This is a genomic window from Novosphingobium pokkalii, assembly GCF_014652855.1.
Taxonomy (GTDB): Bacteria; Pseudomonadota; Alphaproteobacteria; order Sphingomonadales; family Sphingomonadaceae; genus Novosphingobium; species Novosphingobium pokkalii.
Genome location: NZ_BMZP01000004.1, coordinates 317,367 through 339,241, shown reverse-complemented (window position 1 = coordinate 339,241; position 21,875 = coordinate 317,367). Strand labels below are relative to the sequence as shown.

21 protein-coding genes are annotated in these 21,875 nt (G+C 66.9%); 15 read left to right on the top strand and 6 right to left on the bottom strand.

The window, feature by feature from the left end; all coding sequences use genetic code 11:
• Positions 1-344: 344 nt before the first annotated feature.
• The 9 genes from IE191_RS06750 to IE191_RS06710 are packed head-to-tail and all read left to right on the top strand — an operon-like array spanning position 345 to position 7,258.
• On the top strand, positions 345-1,202 hold the full coding sequence (locus IE191_RS06750; protein WP_191323573.1) for an urease accessory protein UreD: 858 nt from the start codon (positions 345-347) through the stop codon (positions 1,200-1,202).
• A gap of 10 nt (positions 1,203-1,212) precedes the next feature.
• Positions 1,213-1,515: an urease subunit gamma gene (locus IE191_RS06745; protein WP_191323572.1), complete on the top strand. Its 303-nt coding sequence runs from the start codon at positions 1,213-1,215 to the stop codon at positions 1,513-1,515.
• 11 nt (positions 1,516-1,526) lie between these two features.
• Entirely contained in the window at positions 1,527-1,832 is a 306-nt protein-coding gene (locus tag IE191_RS06740; RefSeq protein WP_191323571.1) for an urease subunit beta, read from the top strand.
• A 2-nt stretch (positions 1,833-1,834) separates the two neighbouring features.
• On the top strand, positions 1,835-3,544 hold the full coding sequence (gene ureC / locus IE191_RS06735) for an urease subunit alpha (protein ID WP_191323570.1): 1,710 nt from the start codon (positions 1,835-1,837) through the stop codon (positions 3,542-3,544).
• Between the two features lie 8 nt (positions 3,545-3,552).
• Positions 3,553-4,077, top strand: coding sequence for an urease accessory protein UreE (locus IE191_RS06730; RefSeq protein ID WP_191323569.1), 525 nt, complete (start codon positions 3,553-3,555; stop codon positions 4,075-4,077).
• Positions 4,016-4,747, top strand: a complete 732-nt coding sequence (locus IE191_RS06725; protein WP_229815148.1) for an urease accessory protein UreF — start codon at positions 4,016-4,018, stop codon at positions 4,745-4,747. The genes IE191_RS06730 and IE191_RS06725 overlap by 62 nt, the downstream gene beginning before the upstream one ends.
• The gene (ureG, locus tag IE191_RS06720; RefSeq protein ID WP_191323568.1) at positions 4,744-5,373 is read left to right on the top strand and encodes an urease accessory protein UreG; all 630 of its coding nucleotides are present in this window, start codon (positions 4,744-4,746) and stop codon (positions 5,371-5,373) included. Before IE191_RS06725 ends, ureG begins: the two co-directional genes overlap by 4 nt.
• The gene (locus IE191_RS06715) at positions 5,370-5,915 is read left to right on the top strand and encodes a HupE/UreJ family protein (protein WP_191323567.1); all 546 of its coding nucleotides are present in this window, start codon (positions 5,370-5,372) and stop codon (positions 5,913-5,915) included. Before ureG ends, IE191_RS06715 begins: the two co-directional genes overlap by 4 nt.
• 2 nt (positions 5,916-5,917) lie before the next feature.
• A complete protein-coding gene (locus IE191_RS06710; RefSeq protein ID WP_191323566.1) occupies positions 5,918-7,258 on the top strand; it encodes an amidohydrolase in 1,341 nt (446 codons plus the stop codon).
• Positions 7,259-7,264: 6 nt separating this feature from the next.
• Here the strand turns inward: IE191_RS06710 and IE191_RS06705 are convergent, their stop codons facing one another.
• Positions 7,265-8,749 carry an amidohydrolase family protein gene (locus tag IE191_RS06705; RefSeq protein WP_191323565.1) on the bottom strand — a complete coding sequence of 495 codons (1,485 nt, stop codon included), beginning with the start codon at positions 8,747-8,749 and terminating at the stop codon, positions 7,265-7,267.
• Positions 8,750-9,127: 378 nt separating this feature from the next.
• Between IE191_RS06705 and IE191_RS06700 the strand changes: the two genes are divergently transcribed.
• Positions 9,128-11,479 (top strand): TonB-dependent receptor, encoded by a 2,352-nt coding sequence (locus tag IE191_RS06700; RefSeq protein ID WP_229815147.1) that lies wholly within the window; start codon positions 9,128-9,130, stop codon positions 11,477-11,479.
• Positions 11,480-11,554: 75 nt separating this feature from the next.
• The gene (locus tag IE191_RS06695; RefSeq protein ID WP_191323564.1) at positions 11,555-12,799 is read left to right on the top strand and encodes an MFS transporter; all 1,245 of its coding nucleotides are present in this window, start codon (positions 11,555-11,557) and stop codon (positions 12,797-12,799) included.
• 5 nt (positions 12,800-12,804) lie between these two features.
• Here IE191_RS06695 and IE191_RS06690 read toward each other — a convergent pair whose 3' ends face one another.
• Positions 12,805-13,614: an SDR family NAD(P)-dependent oxidoreductase gene (locus IE191_RS06690; RefSeq protein ID WP_191323563.1), complete on the bottom strand. Its 810-nt coding sequence runs from the start codon at positions 13,612-13,614 to the stop codon at positions 12,805-12,807.
• 140 nt (positions 13,615-13,754) lie between these two features.
• Between IE191_RS06690 and IE191_RS06685 the strand changes: the two genes are divergently transcribed.
• From IE191_RS06685 to IE191_RS06675, 3 genes are read left to right on the top strand one after another with little or no spacing between them, the layout of a single operon-like run.
• Positions 13,755-14,567, top strand: coding sequence for a D-glutamate cyclase family protein (locus IE191_RS06685; RefSeq protein WP_191323562.1), 813 nt, complete (start codon positions 13,755-13,757; stop codon positions 14,565-14,567).
• Positions 14,564-15,421 carry a phytanoyl-CoA dioxygenase family protein gene (locus tag IE191_RS06680; RefSeq protein WP_191323561.1) on the top strand — a complete coding sequence of 286 codons (858 nt, stop codon included), beginning with the start codon at positions 14,564-14,566 and terminating at the stop codon, positions 15,419-15,421. Before IE191_RS06685 ends, IE191_RS06680 begins: the two co-directional genes overlap by 4 nt.
• Positions 15,418-16,197, top strand: coding sequence for an SDR family NAD(P)-dependent oxidoreductase (locus tag IE191_RS06675; protein WP_191323560.1), 780 nt, complete (start codon positions 15,418-15,420; stop codon positions 16,195-16,197). Before IE191_RS06680 ends, IE191_RS06675 begins: the two co-directional genes overlap by 4 nt.
• A 172-nt stretch (positions 16,198-16,369) precedes the next feature.
• Here IE191_RS06675 and IE191_RS06670 read toward each other — a convergent pair whose 3' ends face one another.
• Positions 16,370-17,809 carry a glutamine synthetase family protein gene (locus IE191_RS06670; protein WP_191323559.1) on the bottom strand — a complete coding sequence of 480 codons (1,440 nt, stop codon included), beginning with the start codon at positions 17,807-17,809 and terminating at the stop codon, positions 16,370-16,372.
• Positions 17,806-19,140, bottom strand: coding sequence for a Rieske 2Fe-2S domain-containing protein (locus IE191_RS06665; protein ID WP_191323558.1), 1,335 nt, complete (start codon positions 19,138-19,140; stop codon positions 17,806-17,808). Before IE191_RS06665 ends, IE191_RS06670 begins: the two co-directional genes overlap by 4 nt.
• Positions 19,141-19,323: 183 nt before the next feature.
• Here IE191_RS06665 and IE191_RS06660 point away from each other — a divergent pair, with 183 nt between their 5' ends.
• Positions 19,324-19,902, top strand: a complete 579-nt coding sequence (locus tag IE191_RS06660) for an LOG family protein (RefSeq protein WP_191323557.1) — start codon at positions 19,324-19,326, stop codon at positions 19,900-19,902.
• A 50-nt stretch (positions 19,903-19,952) separates the two neighbouring features.
• Here the strand turns inward: IE191_RS06660 and IE191_RS06655 are convergent, their stop codons facing one another.
• The gene (locus tag IE191_RS06655) at positions 19,953-21,425 is read right to left on the bottom strand and encodes an aldehyde dehydrogenase family protein (protein ID WP_191323556.1); all 1,473 of its coding nucleotides are present in this window, start codon (positions 21,423-21,425) and stop codon (positions 19,953-19,955) included.
• A 7-nt stretch (positions 21,426-21,432) separates the two neighbouring features.
• Positions 21,433-21,849, bottom strand: coding sequence for a DUF3830 family protein (locus tag IE191_RS06650; protein ID WP_191323555.1), 417 nt, complete (start codon positions 21,847-21,849; stop codon positions 21,433-21,435).
• Positions 21,850-21,875: the final 26 nt, after the last annotated feature.

Here is a 21,875-nt window from a genome sequence, read left to right as displayed (position 1 = left end):
CCTGCCCCCGCAACCATCATACAACATACCAAGCCGCCTCTCATCAGGCGGCTTTCTGCGTTAAAAACTCACCGCAATCCCTCAACATCCCCTCACGCACACGGCAGAGGATTTGCGCGTGGGCATCCGCAAAACTTGTGCCGGTCCGAGCTTGCCCGATTCTGTGCCCATGCCGCCCGTCTCGAACACCACCCTTCAAGCAGCCATCGTACTCGCCCTGTTTGCGTGACCGTGCCGATCCAGATCCGGCAACCGCACCAACGCATGGTTTGAACACACTGCAACGCCGTGTTGTGCAATTGGCTACATGAGCAAATGTTGGCAGGGCATAGCCTTATGCCACGATGCATGCGATCCCCGCCCACCATCAGCGCCTGACCGGGCACCAGCGCCTGACCGGACTGTCGCGCGTGGCATTCGGTGCCGACGGGATTAGCGACATCTACCAAAAGGCACCTTGCCGCCTGCTGTTTCCCGATGCCGCGGCAGGCGAATTTCCCTTGGCCGTCAGTCTGACCACCAGTGGCGGGCTGACTGGCGGAGACCGCGTGGCCGTGCATGTGGTGGTGGAGCCGGGGGCCTGCGGCACGGTGACCACGCAAGCCGCCGAAAAGCTCTATCGCGTGCTGCCCGAAGATCCCGATATCGCGGTCGAAACCCGCCTGGCAGTGGGCGCGGGCGGGCGCTGCGAATGGCTGGGCCAGGAAGCCATTCTGTTTCAGGGCACACGCCTGCGCCGCCGGCTGGAAGCCGATGTGGCAGGTGATTCTGGCTTGCTGGCGGTGGAAACGCTCGTGCTGGGGCGCGGCGCCATGGGCGAGGCGTTTACCCAGGGCCTGGTCCACGATGCCTGGTACATCCGCCGCGATGGGCGCCTGATCTGGGCCGATGCCCTGTACTTGCACGGCGATGGCGCCGGGGAGGGTACGCTTTCCCCCGAATTGCCCCATGGGCTGGGCCAGGCGCGTGCGCTGGCCACGATGCTTTATGTGGGGTGCGACGCGGCCAGGCATCTCGATCTGGCGCGGGGCCTGGCGCCGGCGCCCCATGGTGGGGCCACCAGTTTCGATGGCATGCTGCTGCTACGCTGGGCCGCACCTGAGCCCCAGGCGCTGCGCGCGCAGGTGATGGCGGCGGTCTGTGCCCTGCGCGCGGCGGTATTCGGGCTGGCGCCGCGCATGCCGGCGCTGTGGACCTGCTGAAAGGAACGCGATGCAACTGACCCCGCGCGAGAAGGACAAGCTTTTGGTGGCCATGGCCGCGATGGTGGCGCGCGGGCGCTTGCAGCGCGGCGTGAAGCTCAACCATCCCGAAGCCATCGCCCTGATCACCGAGCACGTGGTGGAGGGCGCGCGAGAGGGGCGCAGCGTGGCCGACCTGATGGCCAGCGGCGGCCACGTGCTGACGCGCGACCAGGTCATGCCCGGCATTGCCGAGATGATCCACGACATCCAGGTCGAAGCGACTTTCCCCGACGGCACCAAGCTGGTGACCGTGCACAAGCCCATCCGGTGAAGGAACCCGTCATGATCCCCGGCGAAATCCTCCCTGCCGATGGCGAGATCGAGATCAACGCCGGGCGCCCGGTGCTGGTCCTGACCGTGGCCAACACCGGTGACCGGCCGATCCAGGTGGGCAGCCATTACCACTTTGCCGAAACCAACCCGGCGCTGGACTTCGATCGCGCGGCGGCGCGCGGGCACCGGCTCGATATTGCCAGCGGCACGGCGGTGCGGTTCGAGCCGGGCCAATCGCGTGACGTGGCGCTGATCCCCTATCAGGGCGCGCGCGTGGTCATCGGGTTCCGTGGCACCGTGATGGGAGCGCTGTGACGATGCCTGTGCGCATGAGCCGCGCCGCCTATGCCGGCATGTTTGGCCCGACCACGGGCGACCGTATCCGCCTGGGCGATTCCGCGCTGCTGATCCGGGTGGAGCAGGATTTCACCGTCTATGGCGAGGAAGTGAAATTCGGCGGCGGCAAGGTGATCCGTGACGGCATGGGGCAAAGCCAGATCACACGGGCACAGGGCGCGCCGGACACCGTGATCACCAATGCGGTGATCCTGGACCATTGGGGCGTGGTGAAGGCCGATGTGGCGCTGCGCGACGGGCGCATCCATGCCATCGGCAAGGCGGGCAATCCCGATACGCAGCCGGGCGTGACCATTCCGATCGGGTCGGGCACCGAGATCATCGCGGGCGAAGGGCGCATCCTGACGGCCGGCGGGGTCGACGCGCATATCCATTTCATCTGCCCGCAGCAGGTGGAAGAAGCGCTCAATGCCGGGATCACCACGATGCTGGGCGGCGGAACCGGCCCGGCGCACGGCACCCTGGCAACCACCTGCACCCCCGGACCTTGGCACATCGGGCGGATGCTCCAGGCGCTGGAAGCATTGCCGATGAACTTCGGCCTGTTCGGCAAGGGCAATGCCAGCCAGCCTCAGGCGCTGGTGGAAATGGTCGAGGCAGGCGCTTGCGGCCTCAAACTGCACGAGGATTGGGGCACCACGCCCGCTGCCATCGACTGCTGCCTGACCGTGGCCGACGAGCTGGATATCCAGGTCACGCTGCACACCGATACGCTCAACGAAAGCGGGTTCGTCGAAAGCACGATTGCCGCCTTTGCCGGGCGCACGATCCACGCGTTCCATACCGAAGGGGCAGGGGGCGGGCACGCGCCCGATATCATCCGCGTGGCGGGCTTGCCCAATGTCTTGCCCAGTTCGACCAACCCGACCCGGCCTTATACCGTCAACACGCTGGACGAGCATCTCGACATGCTGATGGTGTGCCACCATCTCGACCCGCGCATTGCCGAGGACGTGGCCTTTGCCGAAAGCCGCATTCGCCGCGAAACCATTGCCGCCGAAGATATCCTGCACGACCTCGGCGCGTTTTCGATGATGTCTTCGGACAGCCAGGCGATGGGCCGGGTGGGCGAGACCGTGATCCGCTGCTGGCAGACCGCGCACAAGATGAAAGTGCAGCGCGGCGCCCTGCCGGGCGATGGCGACGACGACAACCTGCGCGCGCGCCGCTATATCGCCAAGTACACGATCAACCCGGCGATTGCCCATGGCATTTCGCATGTCGTCGGCTCGGTGGAAGTGGGCAAGCTGGCCGATCTGGTGTTGTGGTCGCCTGCGTTCTTTGCCGCGAAACCCGACATGGTGATCAAGGGCGGTTCGATCGCCACCGCGCCGATGGGCGATCCCAATGCCTCGATTCCCACGCCGCAGCCGGTGCATTATCGCCCGATGTTCGGCGCGCTGGGGCAGGCGGGGGTGGCCTCCTCGCTGCATTTCGTGTCGGCGGCGGGCATTGCCGGGGGCATGGCGCAGCGGCTGGGGCTGGAACGGCCGCTGGAAGCGGTGCGCAACACGCGCGGCGGCATTTCCAAGGCCAGCATGATCCACAACAGTGCGATGCCGCATATCGAGGTGGACCCGGAAACCTATGAAGTGCGCGCCGACGGCGAATTGCTGACCTGCGAGCCGGCTGCCGAACTGCCCTTTGCCCAACGCTATTTCCTGTTCTGAAAGCGACCATGACCGAGCCCCTCATCGCCCGAGACGTGCTTCCCGCCGGAAGCTGGGATGCCGCCAGCGCAGCCGATGTCATCGTGCTGGATTACGATGCGCGGCATCGCCGCCGCTTCCGCTATGTCGCGGCGGGCGACACCGATTTCGTGCTCGACCTGGCGCGCGCCACGGTGCTGGCCCATGGCGACGGGCTCTTGCTGTCGGACGGGCGCGTGGTGCGGGTGGAAGCCGTTCCCGAGGCGCTGATGCAAGTGCGCGCGGCGAGCCCGATCGCGCTGTTGCGGCTGGCCTGGCACATCGGCAACCGCCATCTTCCGGCCGAAATCCACGCGGGGTGCATCCTGCTGCGTCGCGATGGGGTGATCCTGGACATGCTGCGCGGACTGGGCGCGCAGGTGGACCTGGTCGAAGCGCCGTTCACGCCCGAAGGCGGCGCCTATGCCGGGGAGCATGGCCACGATCATGGGGATGGCCACCACCATCACGACCATGGCCATGGCCATGGCCATCACCACGATCATGCTCACTGAACCGGCACTGCACCTGCTGCTGGCGTGGACATCGCCCTCGCTGCCGATCGGCGGCTATACCTATAGCCATGGGCTGGAAACGGCGGTGGACGATGGCCGGGTGCGGTCCTGGGCCGATCTGGTCGGCTATGTCGATGCAGTGATCTCGCGCGGGGGCGGCTGGGTGGATGCGGTGCTGCTTACGCAGGCGATGCGCGTGGCGCATGACGAGCTTGCGTTCGATGCCCTGGCAGACCTGGCCGCCGCATTTCGCGCGAGCAGCGAAACCGCGCTCGAAAGCCGCCAGCAGGGCGCGGCGTTCCTGGCCGTGGTGCGCAAGGCCTGGCCCCATCCCGCGCTTGAGGCTTACGCCGTGCGGCGGGGGGATTGGCCCAATGCCCATGCTACCGTTTTTGCCCTGGCGGCTGCCGCGCATGGCGTGGACGAAAGTGCTGCGGTCCATGGCTTTCTCCATGCCACGTCGGCCAACCTGGTTTCGGCCGGGGTGCGGCTGGTGCCGCTGGGCCAGACCGACGGGCAATTGGCCATGGCCGAACTTGCCCGTCGCATCGGCCCGATCGCCGCGGCGGCGCGCGCCTGCCCGCTCGACGATCTCGGCACGGCGAGCCCGGCCCTCGAACTCTGCTCGTTCCATCACGAAACGCTCTATACAAGGCTGTTCCGCTCATGATTTCCCACAATGGACCTTTGCGCGTCGGCATTGGTGGCCCGGTCGGCTCGGGCAAGACGGCGCTGACCGATCGGCTGTGCAAGGCGATGCGCGACCACTGGAACATCGCGGCGATCACCAACGATATCTACACCCGCGAGGATGCCGAATTTCTCACCCGTTCCGGTGCGCTGGTGCCTGAGCGGATCATGGGCGTGGAAACCGGCGGATGCCCGCACACCGCCATTCGCGAGGATGCCAGCATCAATCTGGCCGCGGTCGACGAAATGGCCCGCCGCTTTCCCGGCCTGGAGCTGATCTTCATCGAAAGCGGGGGCGACAATCTGGCCGCCACGTTCAGCCCGGAACTGGCCGATATCACGATCTACGTGATCGACGTTTCGGCCGGCGACAAGATTCCGCGCAAGGGCGGCCCCGGCATCACGCGATCCGATCTGCTGGTGATCAACAAGATCGACCTCGCCCCGCTGGTGGGTGCTGACCTGGGTGTGATGGACCGCGATGCCAGGCTGATGCGCCGCGACCGGCCGTTCCTGTTCACCAATCTCAAGGAATGCCTGGGCCTGCCCGAGATCATCCAGTTCATCGTCAAGACCGGCGGCCTGCCCGAAAGGATCCCCGCATGAAACGCTTGCCTGCAATCGCCGCTCTCGTCGTGCTTGCCGCGCTGCCCGGAACGGCCCTGGCCCATCCCGGCCATGGTGCCGGTGGCGGGTTGGTGGCGGGGCTGCTGCACCCCTTGACCGGCGCCGATCACCTGGCGGCGATGCTGTTGGCCGGGGCCTGGGCCGGCATCATCGGCGGCCGCGCGGCGCGAGTCCTGCCGGTTGCGCTGCTGGCCGCCATGCTTGGCGGCTTCGTCACCGCCGCGCTGGTGCCGGCGGGGCTGGCGGAGGCGATGATCGGGGCAAGCGTTGTCGGGCTGGCGCTGGCGGCGCTGTTGCGCCTGCGCCCGCCGCTATGGCTGGCTGCGGCCGGCGTGGCGCTGGCCGGGTTGGGCCATGGGTTTGCCCATGGGCTGGAAGCGCCCGGCGGGGTGGCGCGCATTGGTTTCGTGGTTGGGTTCCTGTTGACGGCGGCAGTGTTGCAACTGGCGGGGCTGGGCGTGGTCGCGCTGGTTGGCCGCGCCTTGCCCCTGCGCAGCGCGATGTGGCACAAGGTGGGTTGATGATGCACCGTTTTTCCTGCGCTTCCGCTCTCGCTTTCGCGCTCTGCGCCATGGCTTGCCCGCCTGCCCTGGCCAAGGCCGATCCTGCCGCCGCGCGCGCGGCGATCGATGCCCAGTTCGCCAAGGATTGGCCCGATCTCCAGGCGCTCTATCAGGACTTGCACAGCCACCCCGAAACCGCCTTTCGCGAAACCCGCACTGCCGATGTGCTGGCCAGGCAGCTCAAGGCCATGGGCGTGGATGTGACGACCGGCGTGGGCAAGACCGGCATCGTCGGGGTGATCCATAACGGGGCGGGGCCGGTGGTGCTGTTGCGCACCGAGTTGGATGCGCTGCCGATGGAGGAAAAGACCGGCCTGCCTTATGCCAGCCGCGCGCAGCAGACCGATGCCAACGGCAAGACCACGTTCGTCGACCATGCCTGTGGCCACGATATCCACATGGCCTGGTGGATCGGCACGGCGCGGGCGCTCTTGGCCATGAAGGCGCGCTGGCATGGCACCGTGATCCTGGTGGGGCAGCCGGCCGAAGAGGTGGTGTCAGGCGCCAAGGCGATGCTGGCCGACGGGCTCTATACCCGCTTTCCTCAGCCCCAATTCGCGTTCGGCGCCCATGTCGGCCCTTCGCCGGCGGGCGAGGTGACGATCAAGCAGGGCTTCACCACCTCTGCCAGCGATGCCGTGCATGTCACGTTTCACGGGGTGGGCGCGCATGGCTCGATGCCTGACAAGAGCATCGATCCGGTGGTGATGGGCGCGCGCTTTGTGGAAGACGTGCAGACCGTGATCAGCCGTCAGAAAGACCCGATGAAATTCGGCGTGGTGACGGTGGGATCGTTCCATGCCGGCACGGCGGCCAATATCATTCCCGATACGGCCGAGCTTGGCCTGACGCTGCGATCCTATGATCCGGCGGTGCGCGATGGGCTGCTCAAAGGGGTCAAGACCACGGCCGATGCCGTGGCGATGATGTCTGGTGCGCCTGCGCCCGATGTGGTGCACTTGCACGGCACCGGCTCGGTGATCAACGAACCGGCACTCTCGGCACAATCGGCCGCCACTCTGACCGCAGCATTGGGCAAGGATCGCGTGGTTCTGATCCCGGCGAGCGAGCCGGGCTGGACCGCGAGCGAGGATTTTTCCGAATTCGCCCAAGGTGGCAAGGTGCGCTCGGTCTATTTCAGCATTGGCGGCACCAGCGCGGCGATGGCTGCGCAGTACAAGGCGCAAGGCAAGCCAGTGCCGGTGAACCATTCGCCGTTCTTCGCGCCCGATCCGGCGATCAGCATCAAGACCGGGGTGGAAACCCTGACGCTCGCCACGCTGATGGTGGCGGGGACGTAAGGCGCGTCATGGCTGCCCGCAGTGGCAGCCGGCGGCATAGAACGCATGTGTGGCGGCCTGCATTTGCGCGATCCGTGCTGTGTCGGGCGGGGTGGCCCGGCGCGCGGCGCGGGCCTGGGCAGCGAGGCGCGCGGCCAGGGTGGCTTCGTCCACCCCGGTAACCTGGCCATCGCGCACCACGGCGCGGCCAGCGACCAGCAGGTGGGCGACATCGGCCCGGGTCGCGCGCGCCAGGAGCCAGGCGGGATCGGCGGGCCAGCCATCCCCGATCCAGTCTTGCCCCATGCGCCGCCGGTCGATCAGCAGTAGATCGGCCGGCGCGCCGGGCGCGAGCCGCCCGCCGCCATCGTCTGGCCCGAGGATCGCGGCGCGCCCGCCCGACCAGGCCGCGTGCAGCACGGGCTGGCTGTCTGGCAGGGTCACCGGGCCGCCGTGATCCCGATCGGGTTGGCCCAGCAGCAGGTGCGCCAGGCGGATTTCGCGCAGCATGTCGGCATCGTCGTCTAGCCCCATGCCATCAAGGCCCAGGCCCATGGCCACGCCCGCCTGCGCGATCTGGGCGAGCGGCGGCAAGCCGGAACGCAAGCGCAAGTTGGACGAGACGTTGACCGAAACGGTTACCCCGCGCGCCGCAAGCAGGGCCAGTTCATCGGGCCGCAACCACACCCCGTGCGCCACCGTCAGGCGCGGAGACAGCAGGCCGATCGCATCCAGCCACGGCACAAAGCCTTGCGGGAAATGGGCATCGGCCCACTCGCGTTGCAGCCGCGTTTCCAGCAGGTGGGTGTGCACGCGCCGCCCGCTTGCTGCCGAAGCAGCGGCGATGGCCGCCAGCGTGGCCGGCTGGGCCCATTGTGGCGCCACGGGGTGATAATGCAGGGTGAAGGTATCGTGCTCCAGCGCCTGGGCGCGCTCGAACAGGGCCATGTTGGTGGCGCAGGAGCGCAAGCCCTGGTCCATGGTGGCGATCGCCGCGCGGCGATCGGGCGGGAAAAACCGCGCCAGCACGGCGTGATCGCCATAGACCAGCGGATTGGCATCGAAGAACGGCCAGCCAAATGCCACGCGCACGCCGGTGTCGTGCGCGGCGCGGGAAACGGCCTCGGCCTCGTCCAGCAAGGCGGCGCTGTCTTGCGTGTTGTGGCAGTGATAGACGGCGGCAACGCCCGATCCGGCGAGGCGGGCAAGGGCAAGGGCGGCCGTGTCATAGGCATCGACGCGCGGCTGGCGCGCCAGGTCGATCATCCAGTGTTCGAGCGGCGCATCGGCCACCCCGCAGGCGAGCGTGGCGAGGCCACGGCCATGATCGTGGGCATTGGCCAGCGCGGGCATCGCGACAAGCGCGGCTTGCGCGGCAGTCAGGCCTGACGGGTCGCACGGCGCCAGCGTGGCGATGCGACCATCGCTGCCGATGGTGATGGTGTGGGCGCCCAGCGGCGGCACATCGGCGGCGGGCAGCACCGCGCCCACATGCCAGGTCGATCCGTGCATCGCGTTTCCTTCCTGCCTGTTGCCGCCCGCCTGCTCTACGCGGTGGCAACTACACTTGCCAGCGATGCGAAGTGCCGGTTGGGTCATGGCGTGTTTCGCATTTGCGAACGCCAGCACCGATGGCACGCTGTTGCACAAGAATAGCAACACTCCGGTTCGATTCTTGCAATGGCGGCGCGGCGGTTTGTGAATCACCTTGTTGGTGAGCCAAGGCCTGCCTGGGGAGAACACCAAGGCACGATCGGGGAGCCGCAGGGCGCAATGGCGCCAAGGCTGCCCTGCCGCCAAACGGCGGCCGGCCGCACTCCTTGCCCAGGCAAGGTGCGGGTTGGACAAGGGCTGTGGGAGGCAAGAAGCACAACAAGAGGGATAAGCATTATGTCGCACAGTCTTTCGTTGGTTGCCCGCCGTGGCCGGTTGCGCCGCAGCGCCCTGGTCCTGATCGCGAGCGTGGCGCCTTTCGCGCTGGATGCCGGCATGGCCCACGCCGCCGACGCGGCACCGGCCCCCGCAGATGTCGCCGGCGGTGCGACCGGGGAGATCGTGGTTTCGGCCCAGCGCCGCGACGAAACGCTGAACAAGGTGCCGCTGTCGATCGCCGCCTATTCGCAAAAGGACATGGACGTCCAGGGCGTGCGCAGCATCGACGACATCGCGCGCATAACCCCGGCCTTGCAGTTTTCCACCACGTCGGGCGTGGCTGGCAACAACGGCACCAACATCGCCATTCGCGGCCTGAAGTCCGACGTTGGGTCTTCGACCACCGCGATCTACATCGACGATACGCCGATCCAGATCCGCAACATCGGCTATTACGGCGGCAATCCCTATCCGCGCATTTTCGACCTGGAGCGCGTGGAAGTGCTGCGCGGGCCGCAGGGCACGCTGTTCGGCGCGAGTTCGGAAGGTGGCGCGGTGCGTTTCATCACCCCTTCGCCCAGCTTCGACAAGACCAGCATCTATGGTCGCAGCCAGGTTTCGTTCACCGACCACGGATCGCCCAGCTATGAAGGCGGGCTGGCCGTAGGCGCGCCGCTGACCGATACGCTCGCGTTCCGCGCCAGCGGCTGGTACCAGCGCCAGGGCGGCTATATCGACCAGGTGACGCAAGGCACCGACACGGTCAAAGCCAAGGATATCAACTGGCAGAGCAACATGGTGGGCCGCGTCGCCCTGGCGTGGAAGCCCACCAACACGCTGACCATTACGCCCAAGGTGTTCTATCAATACCTGCGCCAGAACGCGCGCGACGATTTCTGGGAAGGCTATGGCAACGCCAAGGATGGCGATTACCACACCGGCGTCTACCAGCCCGAGCCGACCCGCGACCGCCTGCTGATGCCCTCGCTGACGGCGGAACTGAAGCTGGGCACGGTCACGATCGCGTCGAACACCTCGTACCTCAAGCGCGAGCAGTACCAGACGCTCGACTATTCGACCTATTTCTCCACCTTGCGTTCGGGTTCGCCCTTCGGGACCTATTCGAACAAAGACATCACCAACATGGAGGATTACCTCACGCTCAAGCAGCGGAATTTCTCGCAGGAACTGCGGGCCTATTCCGCCAACAATCCGCTGATCGACTGGAGCGCCGGGGTATTCTACACCCACAGCCAGCAGGACTTTTCCAACTTCACCTCGTCGGGCCGCGTTCCCGGCGTGCTGGTCAGCGGTTATCAGCAGTATGACAACCGCTACAGCCTGGTGGATATCATCACGTCCAAGGACGATCAGTACGCCGCCTTTGCCAGCGTGGACGTGAAGCCCACCGACAAGCTGACGCTGACCGCCGCGCTGCGCTACACCAAGGTCGATTTCACCTTCGACGAAACCAAGGACGGTCCGACCAACGGCGGGTCACGTACCCAGGTAATCACCAAGACGAGCGAAGGCGCCTGGACGCCCAAGTTCGCGGCCAAGTACCAGGTCGATGACAACGCGATGCTCTATGCCTCGGCCAGCAAGGGCTTCCGCCCGGCCGGCGCGCAGCCCAGCACGCTGCCCGAACGCTGCGCCAGCGACCTGACCGCGCTGGGCCTGACCACCAGCACCGTGCCGACCAGCTTTGAATCGGACTCGCTGTGGTCCTACGAAGCGGGCACCAAGGGCCGCTTGCTGGGCGGCAAGGTGGCGTTCGATGTCAGCGGCTATATCGTCAACTGGAAGAACATCCAGCAGGCGGTCCGCCTCAACTGCGGCTTCTCGTATGTGTCGAACCTGGGCGATGCCAATGGCAAGGGCCTGGAACTCTCGCTCGAGGTGCGGCCGGTCACCGGGCTCTCGGTGGGTGGCAACATCGGCTATACCAACGTGCACTATGCCGATGACGTGACGATCAAGAACGGCACGGTGCTGCTGCGCGCTGCGGGCGAACGCATCAGCGGGCCGCTGTGGTCGGGCCATGCCTATGGCAACTATGAAGCGCCGATCACGGGGGAAATCTCGGGTTATGCGCGGGTGGACTATACCTTCACCAGCGATGACACGATCCCTTCGGCGGTGGGCACGTTCGGCTATGATCCGGGTCTCTATGCCTTGCCGGGCCGCGACTATGTCCAGTTGCGCATGGGCCTGCGCAAGGGCGGGGTCGATCTCTCGCTGTTCGTCGACAACCTGACCAATTCGCGCGATCTGCTTTCGCGCGGTCATGACGCCGTTGGCGGCAGCCTCTACTATGAGCAGTCCTATCGTCCGCGCACGATCGGGCTGACCTTGCAATACCGCCAGTGATCGCAAATGCTGCGGGGAAGGGGGCTGGCCCAGGCCGGCCCGCTTTCCCGCCCAACGCCTGAAAAGAGAAAAGCCTTGTCGCAGACCATCGTCCGGCAGCCGCCCGAACATCCCTTCGATGGGCTGCTGCCGGCATGGCAGGGCATCAGCCGCCAGATGTTCACTCTGGTGCTGGTCTATGCGATCGGGCTGGGATCGATGGCGATGGTCGGCATGCTTTCGCCGCTGACCGCGCTGGTGGCGCGGGATTTTTCCAGTGGTCCGGCCGCGATCGGCTGGACCATTTCGCTGTTTTCGCTGCCCGCCGCGATCACCTCCACGCTGGGGGGCGGGCTGGTCGATCGGCTGGGGCCACGCCGCGTGCTGATCCTGGCGCCGCTGCTGCTGGCGGTGGCGGACCTGGGCCTGGTGCAGGCGCGGGCATTGTGGCTGTTCGACCTGTCGATGGTCGTGGCTGGCATTGCCTATGTCGGCGTGCTCAATGGCGGGGCGGCCATGCTGATGACCACGCTGGACGGCAACCTGCGCGCGCGCGGCATGGCGCTGTGGGCAACCTACGCCCCAGCCGGTTTTTCCGCCGGATTGCTGCTGGCCGCCCTGGTGGCGCAATGGGCAAGCTGGCGCCTGGCCTTTGCCGCCCATGGCGCCGTGATGCTGGCCTGCGTGGCCGGCGCCGTGCTCCTGCCGCGCGTCGCCTCTGCCCCGCGTGACCTGGCGCGATCACCACTGGCACAATTGCGCGCCGGGGTCACCAATCCCGTGCTGCTGTTGCTGGCACTGGCGGCCGCGCTGCCCAACATGGTTTCCTATGGCACCAGCCTGGTGGCGGCGGGCTGGCTGGCCAAGACGCATGGCGTTTCGCTGGCGGCGTCAGCAGGGATCGTGGCGGGGGCCAAGATCCTGGCGGTGCTGGCGGGTAGCACGGTGACCGGTGCCTTGCTGGCGCGGGCGATGCGCCCCTTGCGCCTGTTCGCCGCGATGGCCGCGGTGGGTGTGCTGGCGCAGGCGCTGCTGTTCGTCCCGGCCAGCCCGCTGGCAGCGGCGGTGGCCGGGCTGATGGGCTGGGTCTTTGCCTTTGGCGCGCTTTCGGGCGTGTGCATGGCGCTGTTGCCGCGCGTGGCGGAGCGCGCCGGCGGCGCGGGCCTGGGCGCGGGCATCGTCAACCAGTTCGTTTCGCTTGCCTCGTTCCTCACGCCTGCGATCTATTTCGGGCTGGGGAGCTGGCATGCCTGGATTGCCGTGGCCGCCGGCGCCCTGCTGCTGAGCCTGGCCGTGCTGCGCCACGCCGGGCGCCTGTCAGAAGGCGGGCTATCCGCCTGAGTTTTTCACACAGCGGTGTCGCCACCATCGAGCGGGATGGTCGCGCCGGTGACATAGCTGGCAGCATCTGACAGCAGCCAGGCCATCGCGGCGGCGACTTCATCGGCATTGCCATGGCGGCGCAGCGGAATGCGTGCGTCGATCGCGGCCCGCGCGCCGTTGGGATCGGGCTGTGCGCGCCAGAAGGCCTGGGTCTGCGGCGTTTCCACCCAGCCTGGCAACACCAGGTTGACCCGCACGCCCTGTGGCCCCAGCTCGGCCGCCAGGCTGCGCAACAGGCCAGCCAAGCCCGCCTTGGTCGCCTGATAGGCATGGCTTTGTGCCTGCCCGCGCAAGGTGGCCGTGGACGATACCAGGATGAGACTGCCGCGACTGTGCGTCAGCAACCCTTCCGCCGCCTGCGCCGCCAGGAACGGCAGGCGCAGGTTGATGGCGGCAGCGCGGTCCCAATCGTCCACCTGCCAATCGGCAAGCGGCGCCCCGCCCATGGCCGAAGCGGCCACGACCAGGCCATCGAGCCGGCCCTGGCGCCGCGTGATCGTCTTGACCAATGCGCGCGGTGCGGCGGGATCGGCCAGGTCCATCGGATGGAACGCCACGTTGGCCAAGGCCGGCGCAGCGGCTGCCACCGTTGGCGTATCGGCCAGGTCCATCGGATGGAACGCCACGTTGGCCAAGGCCGGCGCAGCGGCTGCCACCGTTGGCGTATCGGCCAGCCAAACGGCATCACCGCCATCGGCCAAAATACGCGCCAGCGCGCCGCCCAGGCCGGCCGCCCCGCCGATGATCGCATAAGTCTTCGTGGGCATGGTCATGGGATGGTTGCTCCGCGCGCGAGAAGGGGAAAGTGTTTCCTTTTCCGTTATTGCGCCCGGGCAAAACAGCGCAGGACCGGCAACGCCCCTGACCGAAAAAAGCAACCCCTGCATCGCGCCGCGCTTGGTAAGGAAATGCCATGAACGACGCTGCCTCTCTTGCCGCGCTGGACCACAGCGATCCCCGTGCCATGCGCCGGGCCATTCGCGATGGGCGGTTCACCGGCTTTACCAATCTGGTGGCGCGGGGGCATGTGCAGGGCAACCTGATCGCCGTGCCCGCCGTCCATGCCGATGATTTCGAAGCCTATGCCCGCGCCAATCCCGAGGCCTTGCCCCTACTTGGCCGGGGCGAGCCAGGGCGCCGCGACATGCCAGGCATTGCCGATGACCTAGACATCGCGCGCGATACCGGCGGCTACATGGTGTTTCGCGATGGAGAACTGGTCGATACGCCGCGCGATGCCAGCGCACATTGGCGTGACGATCTGGTGCCGTTCGTGATCGGCTGCTCGTTTTCGTTCGAGGCGCTGTTGCAGCGCGCCGGTGTGCGCCTGCGCCATCTGGAAGAGGGCGACGTTTCGGCGATGTATGAAACCACGCGCGAGACGGTGCCGGTTGGCCCGTTCGGCGGCAAGCTGATTGTTTCGATGCGCGCGCTGACCCCGGCCGACGCGATCCGCGCCACGCTGGTTTCCGCGCGCCACCCCGGCTTTCACGGAGCGCCGGTATCGCTCGGCCTGCCCGAAGACCTGGGCATCGCCAGCCTGGAAGACAGCTATGGCGGGCATGGCATGAAACGTGTTCTGCCCGGCGAACTGCCGGTGTTCTGGGCCTGTGGCGCTACGGGCCAGAATGCCCTGCGCGCCGCGCGCCTGCCGCTCGCCATCACCCATTACAAGGCCCACATGGTCATCACCGACCTGCCTTTGCCAGAGGACATGCCATCATGAACCTTGAAGACGCCGTCGCGCATTATGACGAGCACGGCTATGTCGTGCTGCCGGGCCTGCTGGAAGGGCCGGTGCTGGACCAGTTGCGCTCGCTGACCGATAGGGTGGAAGCGGCGGCGGCCGAGGTGGCCGACGACAATGCGTGGTACGATTTCTCCACCGATCTCGATGGCAATCGCACGGTACAGCGCATCAAGAAGCCCAACCGCATCGATCCGTTCTATGCCGCGCTGGCCGGGAACGAGGCGATCATGGCCCTGGCGGAGCGGCTGATCGGCCCGATGATCCGGTTGAACCACACCAAGATCAACATGAAGTCCGCCAAGGGTGGCGATGCGCTGGAATGGCATCAGGACTGGGCCTTTGCCCCGCACACCCACATGGGCACGACGGTCGCCTCGATCCTGATCGATGGCGCCAGCGCCGCCAATGGCGCGATGCAGGTAATCCCTGGCAGCCACAAGGGGCCGTTGATCGACCATCACGACGAGGAAGGCTATTTCGTGGGCGCGGTGCTGGCCGATGCCGTCGATCCGGCCAAGGCGGTGCTGCTCGAAGGCCCTGCCGGCACGGTCAGCTTTCACCATCCGATGACGCTGCATGGTTCGAGCGTGAACCTGTCGGGCGATCCGCGCCGCATCCTGTTCTATGAATATGCCGCCAGCGATGCGTTTCCGCTGTTCTACAAGGTGGATTGGGACGAATACGATTCCCGCATCGTGCGTGGCCCGTCGACGAGCGAGGTGCGGTTTGAACAGAACCATGTGAAACTGCCGTTCCCCAGCCGTGCGGGCAGTTCGATCTACAAGATCCAGGCCGGTTCGAACCGCCGCTATTTCGCCGAAGCGCAATGAAGATTGCGTTCGTAACCGGCGCCAGTGCCGGCACGGGGCGCGAAATCGCGCTGGCGCTTGCGGGCGAGGGGCATGACGTTGCCGTGCTGGGCCGGCGTACTGCGGCGCTCGATGACCTGGTGCGCGAGATCGAGGGGCTGGGCCGCCGCGCCCTGGCGCTGACTGCCGATGTGCGCGATGCCGGCAAGCTTGAGGTCGCGCTCGATGCCTTGCTGGAATGGAGCGACGGGCGGGTGGACGTGGTGGTCAACGCCGCCGGCACCACCGGGCCGTTGTCGCCGCCCATCGGGCAGTACAGCCTGGAAGATTTCGACAGCACCGTGGCCACCAACTTGCGCGCCCCGTTCATCGTGCTCAGCCGGCTCCTGCCGGTAATGCGCGCGGCGGGCCAGGGCCGGGTGATCATGATCGGCGGCAACCACGGGATGCGTGGCCGCGCCGGGCGATCGAGCTATAGTGCTTCGAAATGGGGGCTGCGCGGATTGACCCGCAGTGCAGCGCTGGAAGCCGGGCCCGACGGTGTCACGGTGAACTATATCGCGCCCGGCCCGATTGCCATTCCCCGCATGAAAGCGGCATGGAAAGCCCAGGCGGAAGCGGGCGGGGTGAGCGAGGACGAAGCCCTGCGCGCCTATGTGGCGAACATGGGCATCCCGCTCGGCAAACCGAGCGAAGCGCAGGACATCGTGGCCATGGTGCTCTATCTCGCGGGGCCGGGCGGGCGGAACATCACCGGGCAGGAACTGGTGATCGACGGCGGCGCTACAGTGCTGTGAATGAAAAGCCCCCCGGATGGTGATCATCCGGGGGGTTTCCGTGCGACCCGTCAGGCGGGTTGTGGATCCAAGTAGCGGGACCCCGGATCAAGTCCGGGGTGACGACGAATTTGGGAATATTCTTTTTCCCGTCACCCCGGACTTGATCCGGGGTTTGGCTTTTGGTGCGTGGTTAAAATAGATCGAAGTATTCGCGGTGTTCCCAATCGGTCACCGTGGCGTTGTAGCGGGCCACTTCGGCGTGCTTGATGCGGGCGAAGTGGTCGACAAAGCCACTGCCCAGGCCTTCGCGCAGCACCGCGCTCTGTTCCAGCGCGGGGAGGGCGCTTTCCAGGCTGGTGGGCAGCAGCGGGGCGGGCGCCTGGTAAGGACTGTCCACCGCTGGGGGCGGCAGCGCGCCGGCTTCCATGCCGGCCAGGCCCGACACCATCTGCGCGGCGAGGTAGAGATAGGGATTGGCCGCCGGCTCCCCCACGCGGTTTTCGATGCGGGTGGCGCCGGGGCTGCCCTTGGCCAGCACGCGCAGCATGGCGCCGCGATTGTCCTGCCCCCAGGCGATGCGATCGGGCGCCAGCGAGTTGGCGCGATAGCGCTTGTAGCCGTTGATCGTGGGGGTGGTGAGCGGCATGGCGGCGGCGGCGTGATCGAGCAACCCGGCCAGATAGTGCTGCCCCAGCGCCGAAAGGCCGGGCTGGCCATCGCCTTGCGCAAAGGCGTTGCGCCCGCTGGCGCTATCGACCAGCGACTGGTGCAGGTGCCATCCGCTGGACATCGCCTGGGGCAGGGCGGGGCGGCACATGAAGCTGGCGTGATGGCCATGGCGGCGCGCCACCTGCTTGGCCGCGGTGCGGAACAGGATCATGGCATCGGCCGAGGCGATGCCCTCCTGCACGCCGAACACGAATTCCACCTGCGACGGTCCGAATTCCAGTTCCATCGAGGTGAGCGGCAGGCCCAGCGTGGCGCAGGCCTGGCGCAGCACGTCGAGTATCGGCTCGATCGTGTCGTAGCGCTGCTCTGTGAGATAGGCATAGCCCTGGTGCGTCAGCGCAACATCGGGCGGCGTGCCGGGCTGGCCGGCATCATCGGGCGCAAGGCGCGGATCGACCAGGCGGGTGAGGTGGAATTCCACTTCCAGCCCGCTCATGAACGCTAGGCCGCGTTCGGCAAGGCGCGCTGCGGCGGCGCGCGCGATGCGGCGCGGGCACCAGGGGTAGGGCGTGCCATCGGCAAAGAACAGGTCGCCCAGCATCCAGGCCGTGCCCGGCGCCCAGGGCAGGAGCTTGAGGCTGAGCGGATCGGGCACCATGACCAGATCGCCCGCGCCCTGGAGATCGGCCCGGCCAATGCCCGCGCCCGCCGCAAAGACCGGCACCACGGTGCGGTGCGAGGTGTCTTTCAGCAACAGGCTGGAGGTGATCGACAGGCCCTGTTCCAGCGCGCCGGGCAGGGCGGCGGTCATCACCGTCTTGCCGCGCACGATCCCGTGCAGATCGGGAAAGCCTAGCCGCACCGAATGGCCCCCGGCATCGGCCAGGCGGCGCGGCAGGTCGGCCGCAGCGGCCGCCTGCTCGTCACTCCACAGCCCGTGGGTCAAGACGAACCCGCTCATAGCGCGAGCGCGGGCACGTTCCAGGTCGCCTCGGCGCGTAGCCGTTCGACCGCGTCGCGCCAATAGGCCTCGGGCGCCATGCCGCCGGGCGCAACCCCGTCGATCGTGGCGGGGCCGGCGCCGGCGTTGCCTTCGCCCAGTGGCGGCAGGGCCAGCGGCGCTTCGCCCTTCTGCACTTTCTTGATCTGGTTGATCAGCATGACGCGATAGGCGACGATCGCCTTGTCCGACGTGCCGAGATGCTCGCGCGTGCGGTCCTGGATGCGGCCCTGGCTTTCCACCGCCCACTGATCGTGCACGTTGATGTCTTCGCCCATGCCGGTGAAAGTGCGGGTCTTCTGCTCTTCCACGTCGAAGCCCCAATTGTTGTGGCGGCCAACGCGCGGCATGTAGTCGGGCAGGGTATAGAGTTGCAGGCGCTGTTCGCGCATCAGCGGCTTGTCCACCGGCTCGGCAAAGCTGGTGAACATGGCATACCAATAGCAACTGTGGTCATCGATCGGGACGTGCCACTGGGTGATCGTCATGGTGGACGAGAGCGGAATGACGAACGCCTGCGGGAACAGCACGTTGGTGACGCGCACATGGGTATCGCCGCCGTCGAGGTGGCGCAGCGTGGTGATGCGCAAGCCGCAATCGCTGGGCGTGACCGCGATATCGGGGCAGTCGTACTCGCGCAGCACCTTGGTCATCGGCAGGTCGCTGTCGGTCGAATGGGCGCGAAACTGCTTGCCATAGTTGGCATCAGCCTCGGCATCCTCGAAATAGCGGTGGAGGAAGCTAGCGTGGGCCGGGTCCATGCCCACTTCCAGCGCCTGGAGCCAATTGCAGTCGAGATAGCCCTTGAACGAGAACACATGGCTATCGGGCGCGGCGAGGCAATCGAGCGCGGGCAGCGCCGGGGCTTGCCCATCGGCGTCGAGCGGGCCGAACCAGCCGAAGATGGTGCCCCCCACTTCGCGCACCGGATAGGCGCGCTGCTTGATGCGCTTGCAGAAGCTGCTGCCCTTGGGTTCTGCCGGCGTTTCCAGGCACGCGCCATTCACATCGAACAACCAGCCGTGGAACGGGCAGCGCACGCCGCCGTCTTCCAGCCGGCCGAATGCCAGGTCTGCGCCACGATGCGGGCAATCGCGATCGATCAGGCCAAGGCGCCCGTCTTCGTCGCGAAACAGCACCAGGTCCTGGCCCAGCACTTTGATCGCCTTGAGCGGGCGTTCGCCTTCCAGTTCCTCCGTGATGGCCACGGGCTGCCAATATTGCCGCAGCAAGTCGCCCAGCGGCGTGGCCGGGCCGGAAAGCGTGATGAACTTGTTCTGTTCGGGCGTCATGGGGAAGCCTCTTGTTGGAATGCCCCACATTTGCCCCGGATGGTGCGGCGCAGGTGTTGCCCCTTTGGCAGCGCGGCGTTGCGCGATGTGCCACGTTTGGGCAACGCCTGCCGATTGCGCAGGGACACGCGCATCGGCTAGCAGCAGGGGGAACGTTTCACCCCAACCCGGAAGCCTTGCCCCATGCCCCGCACCCTGTCTGCCATCGCCATTTTCTGCGGATCGAACGTGGGCGAAGGGGAAGCCTATAAAGACGCAGCCGCCGCATTGGGCAGCGCGCTGGCGCGGCGGGGCATCACGGTGGTCTATGGCGGCACGCACAAGGGCCTGATGGGCATTCTGGCCGATGCGGCGCTGGCCGGCGGCGGCCGCGTGCATGGCGTGATCACCCAGCGCCTGCACGACAAGGGGCACCTGCATCCGGCCTTGAGCGAAAGCGAGATCGTCGATGGCATGCGCGCGCGCAAGGAGCGGATGCTTGACCTGGCCGATGCCTGCATTGCCCTGCCCGGCGGCATCGGCACGGCCGAGGAGTTCATGGAAGCCTGGACGCTCAACCAGTTGGGCGATGTGGACAAGCCGGTCGGCCTGCTCAATGTCGATGGCTATTACGATAGCTTCATGGGCTTCATCGATACGATGATCGCGCGCAAGTTCCTGCCTGCCGCGCACCGCGAAGGCATCGCGCTCGATCCTGCGCCCGAGGCGCTGATCGACAAGCTGGCGGTGTTCGAAAAGCCCACCGTGCAGAAGTGGATGTGACGACACGCGGGGCGGAGGCCATTTGGCCATCCGCCCCGCAGCCATCGGCGTCAGTCCGTGGCGATCCAGAGGGACTTGGTCTCCAGGTGTTCCTCCAGGTGGTTCTTGCCATATTCGCGGCCCATGCCGCTGGCTTTCATCCCGCCTGACGGCACGGCCGGATCGATCGCGTTGTAGCAGTTGACCCAGACCGACCCGGCGCGCAGGCGGCGGCCCAGGCGATGGGCGCGGCCCACGTTGCCGGTCCACACGCCCGCACCCAGGCCGAACGGCGTGGCATTGGCGCGGGCCACTACTTCCTCTTCGCTATCGAACGGCAGCACCGCCAGAATCGGGCCGAAGATCTCCTCGCGCACCGCGCGCATCGTATCCGTCGCGCCCGACAGCACCGTTGGCGGGAAGAAGAACCCCTGGGCAAAGGCTCCTTCGCTCAGCCGCTCGCCACCGCAGACTGCGCCCGCGCCTTCGGCCAGGGCATCGTCCATATGGCCGGTCACGCGCGCCAACTGGCGGGCGGAGACCAGCGGGCCAAGGTCCGTTGCCGGATCGATGCCGTTCCCCAGGCGCAACGCGCCGGCATGATGGGCCACGGCAGCGGCGAAATCATCGGCCACGCCGCGCTCCACGAACAGGCGCGTGCCGGCGCTGCACACCTGGCCCGAATTGGCAAAGGCCGCGACCACCGCCATGCGCGCGGCCTTGTCGAGATCGGCATCGGCAAAGACGATGTTGGGCGATTTGCCGCCCAGTTCCAGGCTGATCCGCTTGAGGCTGCCGGCGGCCGAGGCCATGATCGCGCGGCCGGTGGTGTCTGATCCGGTAAACGCGATCTTGTCCACGCCGGGATGGGCGGCCAGCGCGGCGCCGGCTTCGTTGCCAAGACCCGTCACCACGTTGAACACGCCCGGCGGCACGCCCGCTTCCAACGCCAGCTTGCCCAGCAGCAGCGGGGAAAGCGAAGCGTCCTCCGCCGGCTTGAGCACCAGGGTGCAGCCCGTGGCGAGCACCGGGCCAAGCTTGAGGATGCTGGCCCAGAGTGGCCCGTTCCACGGAATGATCGCCGCGCAGACGCCGACCGGTTCCTTCACCGTGCAGGCGAACATGGCGGGATTGGACGGGGTGGCCGTCACCCCCTCGATCCCGCGTGCCATGCCGGCGTAATAGCGCACCAGGTCGGTCAGCATCGCCACGCTGCCGCGCGTGTGGCGGATCGGGGACCCCATGTCGAGCGTGTCGAGCAGGGCGAAGTCTTCGGCATGGGCGGCCACCAGATCGGCCAGGCGCAGCAGCAGCGCCTGGCGTTCAGCCGAGGAGAAGCGCGGCCAGGGGCCGGATTCGAACGCGGCGCGCGCTGCCGCGACCGCGCGGTCCACGTCGGCCGCCTGGCCGCGCGCGAAATCGGCAAGGTGTTCGCCCGTGGCCGGGTCGTGCGACGGCAGGGTCTGGCCATCGGCGGCCGGCACGAAGCCCCCGTCGATCAACAGGCCCAGCGGGGTGCCGGTGAGGAAGGGGTGCGGGGCCATGGCCAGGTCAATCCTTGATTGCGAAGGCAATCGACTGCGCACCTTCCCACAGCGTCTGCTTGCCCAGCTTTGCCAGGTTCTCGTTGCCTTCCACGATTGTCATGAAGTGGATGCCGGCGAGCGGCCCGAGCTTGCTGGCAAAGGCCACGCCGCCATAGGCGAGCAGAATCTCGGTTTCGCTGTAGCCGCCAGGATAGAAGATGAATTCGCCAGGCGCGGGATGGCGCGTTGGGTTTTCCCAGGGCAGGTCATAGACCGTGTCGCCCATCGGGATCCACACGCCTTCGCCGCTCCAGCGCACGTGGATGACCTTTTCATCATAGGGCATCATCGCCTTGAAGCGGGCGCAGGTGACGGGCGCCAGTTCCTCTTCCAGGCGGGCGGTGAAGGCATAGGGGCCAGCCTTGATGGCAACCAGGGTCATGAAAAACTCCGAATAAACAGGGAAAT